Source organism: Halostagnicola kamekurae, assembly GCF_900116205.1.
Taxonomy (GTDB): domain Archaea; phylum Halobacteriota; class Halobacteria; order Halobacteriales; family Natrialbaceae; genus Halostagnicola; species Halostagnicola kamekurae.
On record NZ_FOZS01000002.1, the window covers coordinates 582,418 to 595,513 of the forward strand.

Here is a 13,096-nt window from a genome sequence, read left to right on the forward strand (position 1 = left end):
CACCGATCGATGGCCAGTCGGTCTGGCGTTATACGGCGAGATCGCCCTGTGGACGAATCACGTCGACGGTCTCGGCGTCGACGCGATCGACCTCCAAGAAATGGGGAAGGAACTCTCGTCGCTCGAACTCACCGTACTCCGATTCGTCGCCGATCGTACACCACAGCTGGACCGTCTCCGGGCCATTCCACTCGCCGTTGCGATTGATTCCGAAGCAGACGACTTCCTCCCCGTCGTAATCGATGATAGCCCCCTTTCGGATTCCGGGGTCGCCGTGGATGATCAGCCGCTTCATACCCGGCGATTCGGCGGGTGGTGGATTAAACGCTTCGAAGCGGTCGGTCCGTAGGGGCGGCGTCTTCCGGACGATCGGGCCAGTGAGGGCTCGAGGTCGGCTCGAGACTCATGGACGGCTCGAGGTCGATTGGTGGCCACGCGCGTATGAACAATATGAATCAGAGGCCATCACATGAATCGAAAAGGTAGGGTGCCGGCGTCAGCTACCGGTTCGCCTTCGACACCTACCCGATCTCCTCCCGCGATCGGGTTCGCAGTCGGAACTGCGAGTCGTTGGCGTCCCGTCGTCCGATCTCGCGCCGACGAACCAAACGGGTTTTAAGCGGCGCAATCGTAGCCCGTTCCAAGTGAACTAACCATGCAGATGCCACGCCGATTCAATACGTACTGTCCGCACTGTAACGAACACCATCAACACGAAGTCGAGAAGGTCCGAACCGGCCGACAGACCGGAATGAAAAAGGTTGCCGACCGACAGCGACGACGACGGACGTCCACGATCGGTAACTCCGGGAAGTTCTCGAAGGTTCCCAGTGGGAACAAACCGACGAACAAGACCGACCTCAAGTACCGCTGTGGCGAGTGCGGCAAGGCCCACCTCCGAGAGGGATGGCGAGCCGGCAGAATCGAGTTCCAGGAGTGATTACGATGGCAGGATCATACTACACCGTCCGCTGTGGAGACTGCGAGAACGAACAGATCGTCTTCGGCAAAGCCGCCACGGAAGTCGCGTGTGCCGTCTGCGGAACGACGCTCGCTCGACCGACCGGTGGTAAGGCCGATATCGACCACGAGATCGTCGAGACAGTCGAATCACGATGAAATACAGTGGCTGGCCGGACACCGGCGAGCTCGTCGTCGGCAAGATCGACGAGATAGAGGACTTCGGCGTCTTCGTCGATCTCGAGGAGTATCAGGACAAACGTGGCCTGATCCACATCTCCGAGGTCGCAAGCGGCTGGATCAAGAACGTCCGCGATCACGTCCGCGAAGGCCAGATCGTCGTCTGTAAGGTCCTCGACGTCGACGAGTCCCACGAACAGATCGATCTCTCGTTGAAAGACGTCAACGACCACCAGCGCTCGGACAAGATCCAGGACTGGAAAAACGAGCAGAAGGCCGACAACTGGATGGGCCTGGCGCTGGCAGAAGACAGCGACGACGAGACCTACACCGCGATCGCGAACGAACTGATCGGCGTCCACGGAAGCCTCTACAACGGATTCAAGCAGGCCGCGATTCACGGCGCCGAGGCGCTCGAGGACACCGATCTCTCCGAAGACGAGGTCGACGCGATCGTCGAGACCGCCCGCGAAAACGTCTCGGTCCCGTACGTCAACGTCACCGGCTACGTCGATCTCGAGAATCCCTCCCAGTCGGGCGTCGACGGCATCCGCGACGCGCTCGAGGCCGCCGAGGGGAACGGCGGCGTCCCGGACGAGGTCGAACTCGAGGTCGTCTACGTCGGCGCGCCCGAGTACCGCATCAAGGTCCGCGCGCCGAACTACAAAACCGCCGAGTCACAGCTCGAGGCGAGCGCGGACCGCGCCGTGGCGGCGATCGAAGACCACGGCGGCAGCGGCGAGTACCACCGCGAACGCAAGAGCGACGACGAGTAATCGACCGGCACACGAGCGACGGACACAACGATGAAATCAGATATTCGGGTCTGTTCGGTGTGGGAAGAGACACACGAACGCCCGATCTACACCCTTTCTACGACCTGTCCCGAGTGTGGCGCAGACGCCGTCAACAGCGCGCCGGCTCCCTTCGATCCGACCGATCAGTACGGCGAGTACCGACGCGCTCTTAAGCGTCGCAGTCGCTGATACGGTATGGACGAACTCGAGGTCGACGTCGTTGCCGAGGCCGAAGTCGACGACCCCGTTCTCGTCGAAGGGCTACCTGGCGTCGGACACGTCGGAACGCTCGCAGCGGAACACCTTCTCGAGGAACTCGACGAAGAGAGCACGCTGATTCGACGCGTCTACTCGCGCGAGTTCCCGCCGCAGGTGACGATCGAGGACGGCATCGCCGAACTGACCTGCGCGTCGATCCACGCGGTGTCGAACCCCGACGGACGAGATCTGCTCGTCCTCACTGGCGATCACCAGGCACAGACCAACGCCGGCCACTACGGGCTCACCAGCGCGTTTCTCGACATCGCAGCCGAGTTCGAGACGACGGACATTTACTCGCTGGGCGGCGTTCCGACGGGCGAGCTCATCGAGGAGTACGCGGTCATCGGCGCGGTCACCGACGAGGCCCGCCGCGACTCGCTCGAGGAGGCCGGCGTCGAGTTCCGCGAGGACGAACCCGCGGGCGGCATCGTCGGCGTCAGCGGACTCCTGCTCGGGCTGGGCGCGCGCCGCGGATTCGACGCGGCGTGTCTGATGGGCGAAACGAGCGGCTACCTCGTCGACCCGAAAAGCGCCCGGGCGGTGCTCGAGGTGCTCGAGGAGGCAGTCGGGCTCGACCTCGCGTACGATTCGCTCGACGAGCGCGCCGACGAGATGGAAGACGTGATCGGCAAGATTCAGGAGATGGAACAACAGCAACAACAGCAGTCGATGGAGCTGCCGACCGACGACGATCTGCGGTACATCGGCTAGGGAGAGCCGATCGCTTTCTCGAGCGCGTCCCAGCCGAGAGTCGCTCGAAGGGGTACGCACGTTCGCGCGAGGGAGCACTCACATTTCGAGTCGCGTGTAGTCAGATACCGCCAGCACCGCCACCGCTTCTCGGCCGATCTCAGACGATCGCGCCAGCGCCCGCTGCGAGGAAGATAGCACCGAACGCGACGAGTACCACCCCGCTCAGCAGCGAGACGGTCGGTGCGAACGCGTCGACGCGTCGTCCGATCGAGACCAGCGCCGCGGGATAGCTCACGATCCAGCAAACGATCCCGACGAAGAACCCGACCAGCAGGCCGACCGACCCCGTCTGGACGACCAGCGCGCCCGCAAGCATCGAGCCGATCCCCGGGACGTGAGCGAAGACGTCGAGCGTGCCGGGTCGAAGGAGGCCGACGCCGACGGTGAGCCAGAACCCGATCTGGTAGGGGTTGGTCAGCGACAGCGCGAACGCCTTCCGGAATCCCCTCGAGGGTTCGCCCGCGTCTTCGACGAAGCCGGTGGCAGATCTCGCATCCCGAAACGCGCCGACGGCGAAGTAGACCATGAGCACGCCGCCGACGAGGTAGAGCGCGGGTCTGACGATCGGGTACTGGTCGATGATTGCGACCACGCCCGCGAGCGTCCCGACGAAAAAGACGAGGTCCGCGAGCATCGCGCCGAGCCCAGCCTTGAACCCGGCCGTCCAGCCGCGAAGCACGCTCTCCTCGGCGATGATCGCGTTCATCGGCCCCGGCGGGGCGGCAAGCGCAATTCCAAAGACGGCTCCAACGAGCGGAGTGAGAACGGTCGTCACCACGTGTTCGTTTCGAGGGGTACCGACGGCTAAAACGTGTCGAAGCGCTCGGTTGACCGGGTCCTCGGTCGCGGTCGTGTCAACGTTGTGTCTTTCGAGTCAGGGTTTCGATATCCTCGTAGGGGATGCTTCCCTCGCCGACCGGTTGGCCGTCGAGTTCGAGGTACGCCGGCCCAGAGTCGGGTGTGTGACTCCCCGTGACTTCGCCGCTCAATCGCTTTCGCTTGCTGTCGGTCATCGAGTAGCTCTCGACTTCGACGACGTCGCCGATATCGACCAGATCGTCCACCAACTCCATCGCCTCTCGCTCGTCGGCGTCCGCTGGAATCTCGAGTTCTGTCATGTTACCACAGTTGCGCCCGAGGCGTCTCGCACGTATCGCAGACGACCGCCTCGTTTCCCTTGTACCGGCCACGCTCGAGCCGTCCGTCGGCGCAGGACGGACACGTCCGGCCTTCGAGCTGGGCAATTAACTGATTGCCATCGAATTGCGTCGTTGCCATATCGGGAGACTCCGCCCGTCGATAGGGAAGGCGTTGGCCATGCACCTGCAGGTGGTCGCCGGGAACCGGCCAACGACTCGAGTATCGGGAGTCGGCGCGGCGGAACACGAGTCGACACGGCTATTTCCGTGCCTCGAGAACGTGGAGAGAGACTCATGTGGCCCTGGGGACACCTCGGCGTCGCGTACCTGCTGTACAGTCTCTTCGCGCACCGCCGGTTCGACCGCCCGCCGCGTGCCGCGCCCGCGATCGCACTCGCGATCGGCTCGCAGTTTCCCGACCTCATAGACAAACCGCTGGCCTGGAACTTCGACGTGCTCCCGGGCGGGCGAACGCTGAGTCACTCCGTGGTGTTCGCGATCGTGCTCACCGTTGTCGTCTACGCGATCGCGAATCGATTCGGGGGCCTCGAGGCGGCGATAGCGTTCCTCGTCGGACACGTCGTCCACCTGCTGACGGACGTCCCGCCGGCCGTCTTCGGTGGGGAGGTCTCGGGGCTGGCGTACCTCCTCTGGCCGTTCGTCGAACCGCCTCCGGAAGAGCCCGTCGCCGGCCTGCTCGATGCGATCCTCACGTACTACACCCTCGGCCCGTACGAACTGTTCCAGTTCGGACTGTTCGCGTTCGCGGCGGTCGTCTGGTACTCCGACGGCAAACCCGGCTTCGTGTACGTGCGGTCGATTCTCGCCCGGTTTCGAGTATCGGAATCCCACACGTAACGATCCCGTCTCCTCACAGCGATTGCGGTTCCGAACCGCCGGGGCTTTGCACCCGGCAGTCCACCCCTTCGGTATGCGCCAGTTCGTCCTCCTCGGACACGACGTGCCGACGACCCCGGACTTCTCGCTCGACGACCTCGCCGGCGGAGCCGGGCGACTCGACGCACTGTGTCGCTCGATCACCGCCTCGTTCGTGACCTCCCACGGCATCCGCGAGGACGTCCGCGTCCACCTCGTGATCCGAGACCAGTTGACGATCACGTTCGACGGGAGCGAACTCCGAAACCTCCACCCCGACGAACGATCGACCGCCGCGCTCGTCCGCACGGCCCTCGAGCACCGCGAGGAGGCGATCGGCTCGCTCCCCGCGGAACCGAGCCCCGGCGTCGAACTCTACCGACGTGGGTTCGAAGCCACGCTCGAGGCAGTCTCGAGCGACAGCACGGTCGTTCAGTTACACGAGGACGGCGAGGCCGTCGTCGACGCGTCCGTGCCGACCGACCCCGTATTCGTCCTCTCGGATCACCACGATTTCACGGCGGCCGAACAGCGACTCCTCGAGGCACACGCGGACCGGCGGCTCCGACTCGGGCCGACGCGGCTCCACGCCGATCAGGCGATCACCGTGGCCCACCACTGTCTCGACACCGACGGCTACACGCGCTTTTGAAGGAGTACGCTCGATCGGACAGCGGCTCGAGTCCGGCGGAGTCTCGAGCGGTCGGAGCGATAGTCGAACCGAAAAACGAAACGCTGTGCTGTATCGCGGCCGTCGGTATTCCGGGGGCTGTATCGTGTCCGCCGGTAGTCCGTGCCGTCACCCATTCAGAAAGGTTAAACGCGTGGACGAACTTCCACCGAATGCGGGCCGGTGGGGTAGCTTGGTATCCTTCGGCCTTCGGGTGGCCGTAACCGCGATTCGAATTCGCGCCGGCCCACTACCTTTCCCGCACTCAACGAACGCCGAGCGACAGCGAGGCGTTTCGACTCTCATTTCGTCATCGTTGAGCGGCAGCCGTCGGATTGGCCGTACCCGCGTTCTCGAGGTCGTACCGCTCGAGCGCGGCTTGGGAAACGCCGGCGAACCGTGGGCGTCCTCGAGAAGCGATTGGCCGGCGAACGACGGCCGATTCCACGACGAACGCAACCGTTACCGGCGCTGGCCACCTCTCTCGAGACGAATGACTGATGGGACTGAGAAAGACGTCGATACGACCGAGGGGGTCACGGAGCGACGCGACGAGGTGGTCGCTCGAGTCCGCTCGCATGCGGGACAGATCGCTCGGGAACTCGCGCTGTTACAGGGCGGCGACTACGGTCAGGAGTCCTTCGAGACTGCGGCCGCGACGTGGACGGTCAAGTACGAGGCGGGCGATATCCAGTATCTCCGATTCGATCCGAACTCGGGCGAGGAGACGTACGTCATCTCGACCAAACAGCCGCCGGCGCCCGACGCGCTCGAGCGGGCGATGGACGATTACGGGACGTTCATCGAAGCCTACAACGAGTACGTCGCGTCGTTCGACGACGTGCTCGCGGACGTTCCAGACGAGTTTCCGGCGATCGAGTCGGCTGCCGACCTCGTCGCGGAACGGGATCGGATCGTCCGGCAGATCCGCGACGTTGGGACCGAGATGGCCGGCCAATTACAGCGTTACGACGGCGAGTACGGCACCTATTCGACGACGATCTCGGGAACCCGCTGGGAACTCAAGTGGGACGGGAGCGAAGTGTCCTACCTTCGGGTCGGCGGGTCGGACGGGACGTATCTCCTCTCGCAGTATGGTCCGCCTTCGGCGTCCGAACTCCGTCGACTCGCGCCCGACGTCGAGGCGTTCGTCGAATCGTTCAACGACGAGATAGCCGATCTCGAGGCGGATCTCGATCGCGTCTCGATACGGAAAGACGAGTAGGGAGTGACTTTCTGATTTACGGGTCGCTTACGGCGAATCCGGCGCTCGTCAGTCTCGGCCTACGCGAGATTCACCGGGGAAAGGCCGGGACAATTTCGGCAACCGTCTGGCTCCCTTTTGGACCGGTCGTTCCCACTATCCGGTGCATTATGACGACAACACGACGCGCGACGATGGCGGCTATTGGCGCACTGGGAGCGGGAGCGACACTGACTGGATCGGCGCTTGCGGTGGGCGAACACGAAGACGACGAGCGAGCGCAGGACGAGGGAAGCGACGAGGTTCCGGACGCGGTCGCGGCGGTCCGGATCGCTCACTTCTCGCCGGACGCACCGGCCGTCGACGTCTACGTCGACGGGGAGCGAGTCCTCCAGTCGATCTCGTACGACGAGGTGTCGCCGTATCTCGAGATCGAACCCGGAGCGGCGGAGCTAACGATCACTGCGGCCGGCGACTCGGAGACCGTCGTCTTCGAGGACAGCGTCTACTTCGGACGCGCGTTCTACACGGTCGCGGCGGTCGGCGAACTCGAGGACGAGTCGTTCAGTCCGCTGATTCTCACCGACGCCGGGTCGTCCCTCGTTCGACTCGTCCACGCGTCGCCGGACGCGCCAGCCGTCGACGTCGTCGGGAACGACGGCGCGATGGAGCTCTTCGAGAACGTTTCGTTCGGCACCGCGACGAACTACGTCGCGCTTCCCGCGGGCAGTTACGCGCTCGACGTTCTCCCCGCGGCGGACGGGAACGGCGAACCGGACGCCGGTGGGGAGGCACCCGATTACGACTCCGTTGAGGGAGTCGAGACGGGTGGCGGGACCGCTGTGGGCGGAAACGAATCCGAAACGGATGGTAACGAGTCGGTGGCTGCTGGCAACGAAACGGCAATCGATGGGAACGAGACCGCGACTGCTGGCAACGAGACTGCAACAGGAACGAACGACGGTGAGACCGGCGTCGACGATACCGCGGCGGAAACAGGCGACGACTCCGGCCGGACCGACGAGGCGGTCGCCAGTCTCGAGGTCACGCTCGAGCAGGGCGGCGCCTACACCGTGGCTGCGATCGGCTACCTCGAGGCCACAGACGACGAGACAGCGTTCGACGTGACGGTTCTTGAGGACGGGCCGATGGCAGTCCTCTCCGAGGCCGAAGAAAGCGGCTCTTCGGGCGACGCTGGTTCGAGCGACGAGACCGGCGGTGACGATTCGGACGGCCGAGCAGACGCCGCGGATGGGACGACATCTGCCGAGAACGAGACGGGTGACGGCGAGACGAGTGGCAACGAAACGACGGCCGCTGAGTCAGGTTACTAACGATCTCCATCAGCGGGCGGCAGTGCCACTGGATCCGTACCGACCTACGTTGGTCGTGTCCGGATGAATGGGGAGTGGCGACACGCTGGCGATCAGGCGTCGACGTACCGTTCTATCCACTCCTGGCGCTGCTCGAGAATGCGTCGCCCCTTCGGGGTCAACGCGTAGTAGTTCGTCCGGCGGTCGATTTCCCCCTTCTCGACGAGTTCGAACTCGACGAGCGTATCGAGATTCGGGTACAGCCGACCGTGTGTCACTGGCTGGTCGATGTACCTGTTGATGTCGTCGAGAATCTCCTGGCCGGACGGCCGGTCCATTCCCGCGATGACGTACAACAGGTCGCGTTGGAATCCTGTAAGCTGGTCCATGGATCACCCTCTGAATATCGACAGTGACTCGTCTACGGCTTTGTTATAGAGCGTGTACGCCCTGCACAGGGTGTTTCGTTCGATTGGCACCGCTGTCTGCCCGGCTGCGCTGCGATCGAGAACCGTCCCTGAGTCGCCGTCGCTGTCTTTTTCCAGTCGACCAGCCTATCGGCCGATATGACGGACGATTCGCTCTCGTGGGAGACCAAAGACAGCGCGGTAGCCTACTCCTGTCCGGGGTTCGATATCGTTAACGAGACCGTTCAGCTCCCCGACGGGACCGAAACCGAGTTCGATTACCTCACCGAGCCGCCGAGCGTCTGCATCCTCCCGCTGACGCCCGACGGCGAGGTCGTCTGCATCGAAGAGTGGCGACAGGCGGTCTCGCGAGTCAACTACGGACTCCCCGCCGGCGGGATCGAACCCGGCGACGACGACCTGAAGGCGGCCGCTCGACGGGAACTCCGCGAGGAGACCGGCTACGAAGCCGATCGCCTCGAGTCGCTCGTCAGCGTCGAGCCGGCGAACGGCTTCACCGACGCGGTCGTCAACTTCTTCGTCGCTCGCGGCTGTCAGCCGACGGCGGCCCAGCGACTCGACCGCGACGAGAGCATCCGCGTCGCGACGACCTCGCTCGAGGAACTGACCGACGCCGTCGCCGACGGTGCGATTCGCGACGGTCGCGTCGTGCTCGCACTCTCGTACTACCGGCTCTTCGCGGACGACCGCGGGGACTGAGCCGGTTCGATCGACCGCACCCGGCGGATGCCGGTCGAGCCGGATTCGTGCTCGGGACTTTCTGGGGCTAGAACGGAACGTTTACCGCTTCGCTCGCAAAGAGACGGTAGATGCGCGAGTGCTTCGAACTCCGGAACAGCGATGCGGGGGGACGTATCGGCGAACTCACGGTTCCTCGAGCCGGCGTCACCGTCGAAACGCCAGCGCTGCTCCCGGTTATCAACCCGAATCTCGATACGATCTCCCCTCGTCGACTCGCCGAGGAGTTCGGCGCGGAGATACTCATCACGAACTCCTACATCATCTACAACACCGACGACGTTCGAGAGCGAGCGCTCTCGGAGGGCCTCCACGACATGTTCGAGTTCCCGGGCGCGATCATGACCGACTCGGGCTCGTTTCAGCTCTCGGAGTACGGCGAGATTACGGTCACGACCGAGGAGATCCTCGAGTTTCAGGCAGACATCGGCTCCGATATCGGGACGCCCGTCGACATTCCGACCCCGCCGGACGTCTCCCGCGAGCGCGCAGCCGAAGACCTCGAGACGACCAAGGAGCGACTCGAGGTCGCAGACGCCGTCGACGTCGGCGACATGCTGATCAACGCGCCCGTCCAGGGGTCGACGCATCCGGACCTCCGCGAGGCGGCCGCCCGGCACGCCAACTCGACTGACCTCGACGTCTTCCCCGTCGGCGCGGTCGTCCCGCTCATGAACGAGTACCGCTACGACGACATGATCGACGTCGTCGCCGCCGCCAAACGCGGTCTAGGCGCCGACGCGCCGGTTCACCTCTTCGGGGCTGGCCACCCGATGATGTTCGCGCTCGCGGTCGCGATGGGCTGTGACCTGTTCGATTCGGCGGCCTACGCGCTGTACGCCCGCGACGACCGCTATCTCACCGTCCGCGGGACCCAGCACCTCGAGGAGATCGAGTACTTCCCGTGTTCGTGTCCGGTCTGTTCGTCCCACGATCCGGCGGACGTGCGCGAGCTTCCGGACCGAGAGCGAGAGGAGACGCTGGCCGCTCACAACCTCCACGTGACCTTCGGGGAGATCCGCCGGATCAAACAGGCCATCCGAGCGGGGAACCTCCTCGAGCTCGTCGAACAGCGCGCTCGCGCCCACCCGACGATGCTCGACGGCTACCGGACGCTTCTGGACCACGCCGACCAGCTCGAGGCGACCGACCCCGTCTCGAAGGGGGCCTTTTTCTACGCCTCTCACGAGAGCGCTCGGCGGCCGGAAGTGCTGCGCCACCGGCGGCGACTCGAGCGCCTCCCGGTTCCCGACTCGGTGTTTCTCACAGAAGGCGACGGTGACGGCCCCGAAAAATACGAGGCTGCCTGGCGCGTCAAACCGCCGTTCGGCCCGTTCCCGCGGGCGCTTTCGAAGAGCTATCCGCTCACCGCGGAGGTACCGACGCGCGTCGACCGGGGCGCGCTCGAGGCCGCCGCGGCGGGCGTCGCTCGACTGGTCGAGTCCAACCCGGACAGCGAGTTCGGATTGGGACATCTGGACTGGCCAGCGAGGGTGCTCGAGGCGCTCCCCGAGTCAGTCGAGACGATCGATCTGACGAAGTCTCATCGGTCCTGATCGTCGCTTTGTCAGACTCCCACCGGTTTGCTCTCGTCGTCGACTTCCTGGACGAGCCACGCCCGATCAGAACAGCAAAGAGGTGCTAGCCCACTTCGTTGTGGTATGATCGTCCTAGCATCGCTCGCGCTCGGCGTCATCGCCGTTCTCGTCGTCGGATCGTGGCTGATCAAGCGGTTCCGGGGTCCCTCGAGCGATCGACGGGACTCGCTCGAGAGCCATCGCGAAGCTCAGGAGCGAGAGCCGCCGGTCGCTATCGGCGACGAACGGACGGTGGGGGTCGAGGAATTCACCGAGCACCATTCGGGGGAGCGTCAGGCGGTAACCAAAGTCGAGGGGTTCGTCGTCTTCGTCGAAGACCTCCCGTCGGACGTCGACGTCGCGGACGCGATCGAGATCAAGATCACCTCGTTCAACCGCGGCCACACGTCGGCGACGGCAACGTGTCTGGGTCGGGCGTAGTCGGGTTCTCGAGGTGTCACCTAGCGCGACGCGTTCTTGTTACAGCCCCGTTCCGACGTTGACAGAACTCGATTCCGGGAGAGAGTTCTCACTCCCGAGAGAGGCTTCAACAGCCCCACAGCGGCCGCTCTCTCGAACTGGCGCGAAAAAGACGAATCGAGCGTCGAAAAACGGAAACGCGGGAAGAAGACGTCCTTAGAGCAGGCCGGTCTTCTGGAGTTTCATCAGGTCCTCGGTGTCGAGGGTCTCTCCTTCCTTGAACTTCTGGTAGATCTCCTCGGCTTCCTCCTTGGCCTCCTCCTTTTTCTTGTCCCGCTGGGACTTGCGCTCTTTTTCCTCTTTCTTGTCGAGTTCGCGCAGGCGCTTCTGGACGCGGACGAAGTCCTCGTGGTGCTGGTCGGCCGCTTCCTGGGCCTCGACGAAGGACTCGTGCATCTCGTCGGCTTCGTCGCGGATGTCGTCGGCCTCGCGATAGGCCTCGATCATCTCGTTGTGATGCTCTTGGGCCTTGTCCGCGAGTTCGGTGACCTTCTGGTGGTGCTGAGAGGCCTCCGATCGGACTTCTTCTGCTTCCTCGACGAGTTCTTCGAGGTCGTCGTTTTGATCGAGTTTGTCCTTGCGCTCTGCGTACTCCTCGCGCTTGGACTCGATTTTCTCGATGAGCTCCTGTTCTTCCTCACTCGAGAGGACTTCGGTCTGCTGTTTGAACTCGAGTTGTTCGATCTCCTCTTCGAGCTCCTCGAGGTCCTTTCCTTCGTCGAGTTCCATGTCCGATTTGAGCTTCTCGACGCGGTCGAAGAGCTTGTTCGCTTCCGCGTTGAGCTCGTTGCGGCTCTCTTTGTGCTCTTGGACCTTCTCGTTGAGCTCGTCGCGTTTTTCGCGGTGTTCCTGTGCCTCGTCGACCTTCTCGCGTGTCTTCGCGTTCAGGTCGTCGCGGCTGGATGCCCGCTCGGAGGCCATCTGGTTGAGATCGTTTCGCCGATCTCGGAGCTGGCCGGCCATCTTGATGAGCTGGCCTTTCGATTTGTTTTCGAGGTCGTCTTCTGTGAGTTCGATGTTTTTGGATTCGTCTACCATGTGTTTCTAAACCCTCTGTGCCATTCCCGCATCGGCGACAGCGTTCGCTCAGGACCTGCGAAATCTCGGTGAATAAGATTTCCTGTCATCGTTCGTCGAGCGATACGCGCCCCGATGGCGTTCTGGTACCCGTAACTACTGTCGCATGTAATTTAAATGTACCGGTGCAACACCCCCTGAAAACCGTTAGCAGGAAGCCCATATCGTGTGTTGAGTATTACCACGGGGTGGGCAATTGTATATAAACGGACGCAGCTCGAGCGGGAGATTTGTCGTTAAAGCCATACTTCGTAGGCCCTACATTAACTGTTCGTCAGGTCAGGCCGGCTCACGTGTGACAACCTTCGATAGCAGACGTTGGAAACACCGAACGCAACGCGGTTCGATCGGTATCCGTTCCACTTTCACTTTCACTCTCCTGTTAACGGGGATTAACGTACGCTCCAGCGAAGTATCTGGTATGCTGGACGAGCTCACCTGCACGTGCGAACGCTGCGATCAGTCGCTCGAGGACGATCGACTGATGCTCTCGATGCGAACCGACGGGGGAACGCGTCGAGCCTACGAGTGTCGGTGCGGGGCGGTCACGATCACCGTCGTCGGCGACGAGGGGGTCGACGACCGTTCGACGATTCGATAAGGCCACCACTGCGCTTGAACGAACCGCCGCCGGTAATCGGTT

Annotated in this window: 19 protein-coding genes and 1 tRNA gene; 14 read left to right on the forward strand and 6 right to left on the reverse strand. The window is 63.4% G+C overall.

Annotation, left to right across the window (positions count from 1 at the left end):
• Nucleotides 1–28: 28 nt before the first annotated feature.
• Nucleotides 29–295, reverse strand: coding sequence for an HAH_0734 family protein (locus tag BM348_RS10700; protein ID WP_092904749.1), 267 nt, complete (start codon nt 293–295; stop codon nt 29–31).
• A gap of 360 nt (nt 296–655) precedes the next feature.
• Between BM348_RS10700 and BM348_RS10705 the strand changes: the two genes are divergently transcribed.
• From BM348_RS10705 to BM348_RS10725, 5 genes are read left to right on the forward strand one after another with little or no spacing between them, the layout of a single operon-like run.
• Nucleotides 656–940 carry a 50S ribosomal protein L44e gene (locus BM348_RS10705; protein WP_092904751.1) on the forward strand — a complete coding sequence of 95 codons (285 nt, stop codon included), beginning with the start codon at nt 656–658 and terminating at the stop codon, nt 938–940.
• A 5-nt stretch (nt 941–945) separates the two neighbouring features.
• A complete protein-coding gene (locus BM348_RS10710) occupies nt 946–1,119 on the forward strand; it encodes a 30S ribosomal protein S27e (protein WP_050051341.1) in 174 nt (57 codons plus the stop codon).
• A complete protein-coding gene (locus BM348_RS10715; protein ID WP_092904753.1) occupies nt 1,116–1,916 on the forward strand; it encodes a translation initiation factor IF-2 subunit alpha in 801 nt (266 codons plus the stop codon). The genes BM348_RS10710 and BM348_RS10715 overlap by 4 nt, the downstream gene beginning before the upstream one ends.
• A gap of 30 nt (nt 1,917–1,946) precedes the next feature.
• Nucleotides 1,947–2,126, forward strand: a complete 180-nt coding sequence (locus BM348_RS10720) for an RNA-protein complex protein Nop10 (protein ID WP_092904754.1) — start codon at nt 1,947–1,949, stop codon at nt 2,124–2,126.
• 6 nt (nt 2,127–2,132) lie between these two features.
• Entirely contained in the window at nt 2,133–2,909 is a 777-nt protein-coding gene (locus BM348_RS10725) for a proteasome assembly chaperone family protein (RefSeq protein WP_092904756.1), read from the forward strand.
• A gap of 139 nt (nt 2,910–3,048) precedes the next feature.
• Here the strand turns inward: BM348_RS10725 and BM348_RS10730 are convergent, their stop codons facing one another.
• From BM348_RS10730 to BM348_RS21330, 3 genes are all read right to left on the reverse strand, one after another.
• Nucleotides 3,049–3,729, reverse strand: a complete 681-nt coding sequence (locus tag BM348_RS10730) for a LysE family translocator (protein WP_092904758.1) — start codon at nt 3,727–3,729, stop codon at nt 3,049–3,051.
• 76 nt (nt 3,730–3,805) lie between these two features.
• Nucleotides 3,806–4,069 carry a hypothetical protein gene (locus BM348_RS10735; protein WP_092904760.1) on the reverse strand — a complete coding sequence of 88 codons (264 nt, stop codon included), beginning with the start codon at nt 4,067–4,069 and terminating at the stop codon, nt 3,806–3,808.
• A 1-nt stretch (nt 4,070) separates the two neighbouring features.
• Nucleotides 4,071–4,229 (reverse strand): HVO_A0556 family zinc finger protein, encoded by a 159-nt coding sequence (locus BM348_RS21330; RefSeq protein ID WP_175507162.1) that lies wholly within the window; start codon nt 4,227–4,229, stop codon nt 4,071–4,073.
• 155 nt (nt 4,230–4,384) lie between these two features.
• On the opposite strand from BM348_RS21330, the gene BM348_RS10740 reads away from it, so the two are divergent.
• From BM348_RS10740 to BM348_RS10760, 5 genes are all read left to right on the forward strand, one after another.
• Nucleotides 4,385–4,948, forward strand: a complete 564-nt coding sequence (locus BM348_RS10740; RefSeq protein WP_092904762.1) for a metal-dependent hydrolase — start codon at nt 4,385–4,387, stop codon at nt 4,946–4,948.
• Nucleotides 4,949–5,021: 73 nt separating this feature from the next.
• Entirely contained in the window at nt 5,022–5,618 is a 597-nt protein-coding gene (trmY, locus tag BM348_RS10745; RefSeq protein ID WP_092904764.1) for a tRNA (pseudouridine(54)-N(1))-methyltransferase TrmY, read from the forward strand.
• 195 nt (nt 5,619–5,813) lie between these two features.
• A tRNA-Pro gene (locus BM348_RS10750) sits at nt 5,814–5,886 on the forward strand.
• Nucleotides 5,887–6,129: 243 nt separating this feature from the next.
• On the forward strand, nt 6,130–6,861 hold the full coding sequence (locus tag BM348_RS10755; protein WP_092905543.1) for a hypothetical protein: 732 nt from the start codon (nt 6,130–6,132) through the stop codon (nt 6,859–6,861).
• A 149-nt stretch (nt 6,862–7,010) separates the two neighbouring features.
• Complete coding sequence (locus BM348_RS10760) at nt 7,011–8,174, forward strand: DUF4397 domain-containing protein (RefSeq protein ID WP_245779435.1); 1,164 nt, start codon at nt 7,011–7,013, stop codon at nt 8,172–8,174.
• Between the two features lie 92 nt (nt 8,175–8,266).
• Here BM348_RS10760 and BM348_RS10765 read toward each other — a convergent pair whose 3' ends face one another.
• Complete coding sequence (locus BM348_RS10765; protein ID WP_092904766.1) at nt 8,267–8,542, reverse strand: PadR family transcriptional regulator; 276 nt, start codon at nt 8,540–8,542, stop codon at nt 8,267–8,269.
• A gap of 177 nt (nt 8,543–8,719) precedes the next feature.
• Between BM348_RS10765 and BM348_RS10770 the strand changes: the two genes are divergently transcribed.
• From BM348_RS10770 to BM348_RS10780, 3 genes are all read left to right on the forward strand, one after another.
• Nucleotides 8,720–9,280 (forward strand): NUDIX hydrolase, encoded by a 561-nt coding sequence (locus BM348_RS10770; RefSeq protein ID WP_092904768.1) that lies wholly within the window; start codon nt 8,720–8,722, stop codon nt 9,278–9,280.
• A 110-nt stretch (nt 9,281–9,390) separates the two neighbouring features.
• Nucleotides 9,391–10,875 (forward strand): tRNA guanosine(15) transglycosylase TgtA, encoded by a 1,485-nt coding sequence (tgtA, locus tag BM348_RS10775; RefSeq protein ID WP_092904770.1) that lies wholly within the window; start codon nt 9,391–9,393, stop codon nt 10,873–10,875.
• 105 nt (nt 10,876–10,980) lie between these two features.
• Complete coding sequence (locus BM348_RS10780) at nt 10,981–11,337, forward strand: TRAM domain-containing protein (protein ID WP_092904772.1); 357 nt, start codon at nt 10,981–10,983, stop codon at nt 11,335–11,337.
• A 195-nt stretch (nt 11,338–11,532) separates the two neighbouring features.
• On the opposite strand, the gene BM348_RS10785 is transcribed toward BM348_RS10780, so the two are convergent.
• Nucleotides 11,533–12,414 carry a coiled-coil protein gene (locus tag BM348_RS10785; protein WP_092904774.1) on the reverse strand — a complete coding sequence of 294 codons (882 nt, stop codon included), beginning with the start codon at nt 12,412–12,414 and terminating at the stop codon, nt 11,533–11,535.
• Nucleotides 12,415–12,874: 460 nt separating this feature from the next.
• Here BM348_RS10785 and BM348_RS10790 point away from each other — a divergent pair, with 460 nt between their 5' ends.
• Nucleotides 12,875–13,054, forward strand: coding sequence for a hypothetical protein (locus BM348_RS10790; protein ID WP_092904776.1), 180 nt, complete (start codon nt 12,875–12,877; stop codon nt 13,052–13,054).
• Nucleotides 13,055–13,096: the final 42 nt, after the last annotated feature.

Excerpts from the sequence above, each read along its gene's own strand:
- BM348_RS10735 (WP_092904760.1), bottom strand. The coding sequence starts at position 4,069 with ATGACAGAACTCGAGATTCCAGCGGACGCCGACGAGCGAGAGGCGATG.
- BM348_RS10710 (WP_050051341.1), top strand. The coding sequence starts at position 946 with ATGGCAGGATCATACTACACCGTCCGCTGTGGAGACTGCGAGAACGAA.
- BM348_RS10780 (WP_092904772.1), top strand. The coding sequence starts at position 10,981 with ATGATCGTCCTAGCATCGCTCGCGCTCGGCGTCATCGCCGTTCTCGTC.
- BM348_RS10760 (WP_245779435.1), top strand. The coding sequence starts at position 7,011 with ATGACGACAACACGACGCGCGACGATGGCGGCTATTGGCGCACTGGGA.
- BM348_RS10785 (WP_092904774.1), bottom strand. The coding sequence starts at position 12,414 with ATGGTAGACGAATCCAAAAACATCGAACTCACAGAAGACGACCTCGAA.
- BM348_RS10790 (WP_092904776.1), top strand. The coding sequence starts at position 12,875 with ATGCTGGACGAGCTCACCTGCACGTGCGAACGCTGCGATCAGTCGCTC.
- BM348_RS21330 (WP_175507162.1), bottom strand. The coding sequence starts at position 4,229 with ATGGCAACGACGCAATTCGATGGCAATCAGTTAATTGCCCAGCTCGAA.
- BM348_RS10705 (WP_092904751.1), top strand. The coding sequence starts at position 656 with ATGCAGATGCCACGCCGATTCAATACGTACTGTCCGCACTGTAACGAA.
- BM348_RS10770 (WP_092904768.1), top strand. The coding sequence starts at position 8,720 with ATGACGGACGATTCGCTCTCGTGGGAGACCAAAGACAGCGCGGTAGCC.
- BM348_RS10715 (WP_092904753.1), top strand. The coding sequence starts at position 1,116 with ATGAAATACAGTGGCTGGCCGGACACCGGCGAGCTCGTCGTCGGCAAG.
- BM348_RS10700 (WP_092904749.1), bottom strand. The coding sequence starts at position 295 with ATGAAGCGGCTGATCATCCACGGCGACCCCGGAATCCGAAAGGGGGCT.
- BM348_RS10755 (WP_092905543.1), top strand. The coding sequence starts at position 6,130 with ATGACTGATGGGACTGAGAAAGACGTCGATACGACCGAGGGGGTCACG.
- trmY (WP_092904764.1), top strand. The coding sequence starts at position 5,022 with ATGCGCCAGTTCGTCCTCCTCGGACACGACGTGCCGACGACCCCGGAC.
- BM348_RS10740 (WP_092904762.1), top strand. The coding sequence starts at position 4,385 with ATGTGGCCCTGGGGACACCTCGGCGTCGCGTACCTGCTGTACAGTCTC.
- BM348_RS10725 (WP_092904756.1), top strand. The coding sequence starts at position 2,133 with ATGGACGAACTCGAGGTCGACGTCGTTGCCGAGGCCGAAGTCGACGAC.
- BM348_RS10765 (WP_092904766.1), bottom strand. The coding sequence starts at position 8,542 with ATGGACCAGCTTACAGGATTCCAACGCGACCTGTTGTACGTCATCGCG.
- BM348_RS10720 (WP_092904754.1), top strand. The coding sequence starts at position 1,947 with ATGAAATCAGATATTCGGGTCTGTTCGGTGTGGGAAGAGACACACGAA.
- tgtA (WP_092904770.1), top strand. The coding sequence starts at position 9,391 with ATGCGCGAGTGCTTCGAACTCCGGAACAGCGATGCGGGGGGACGTATC.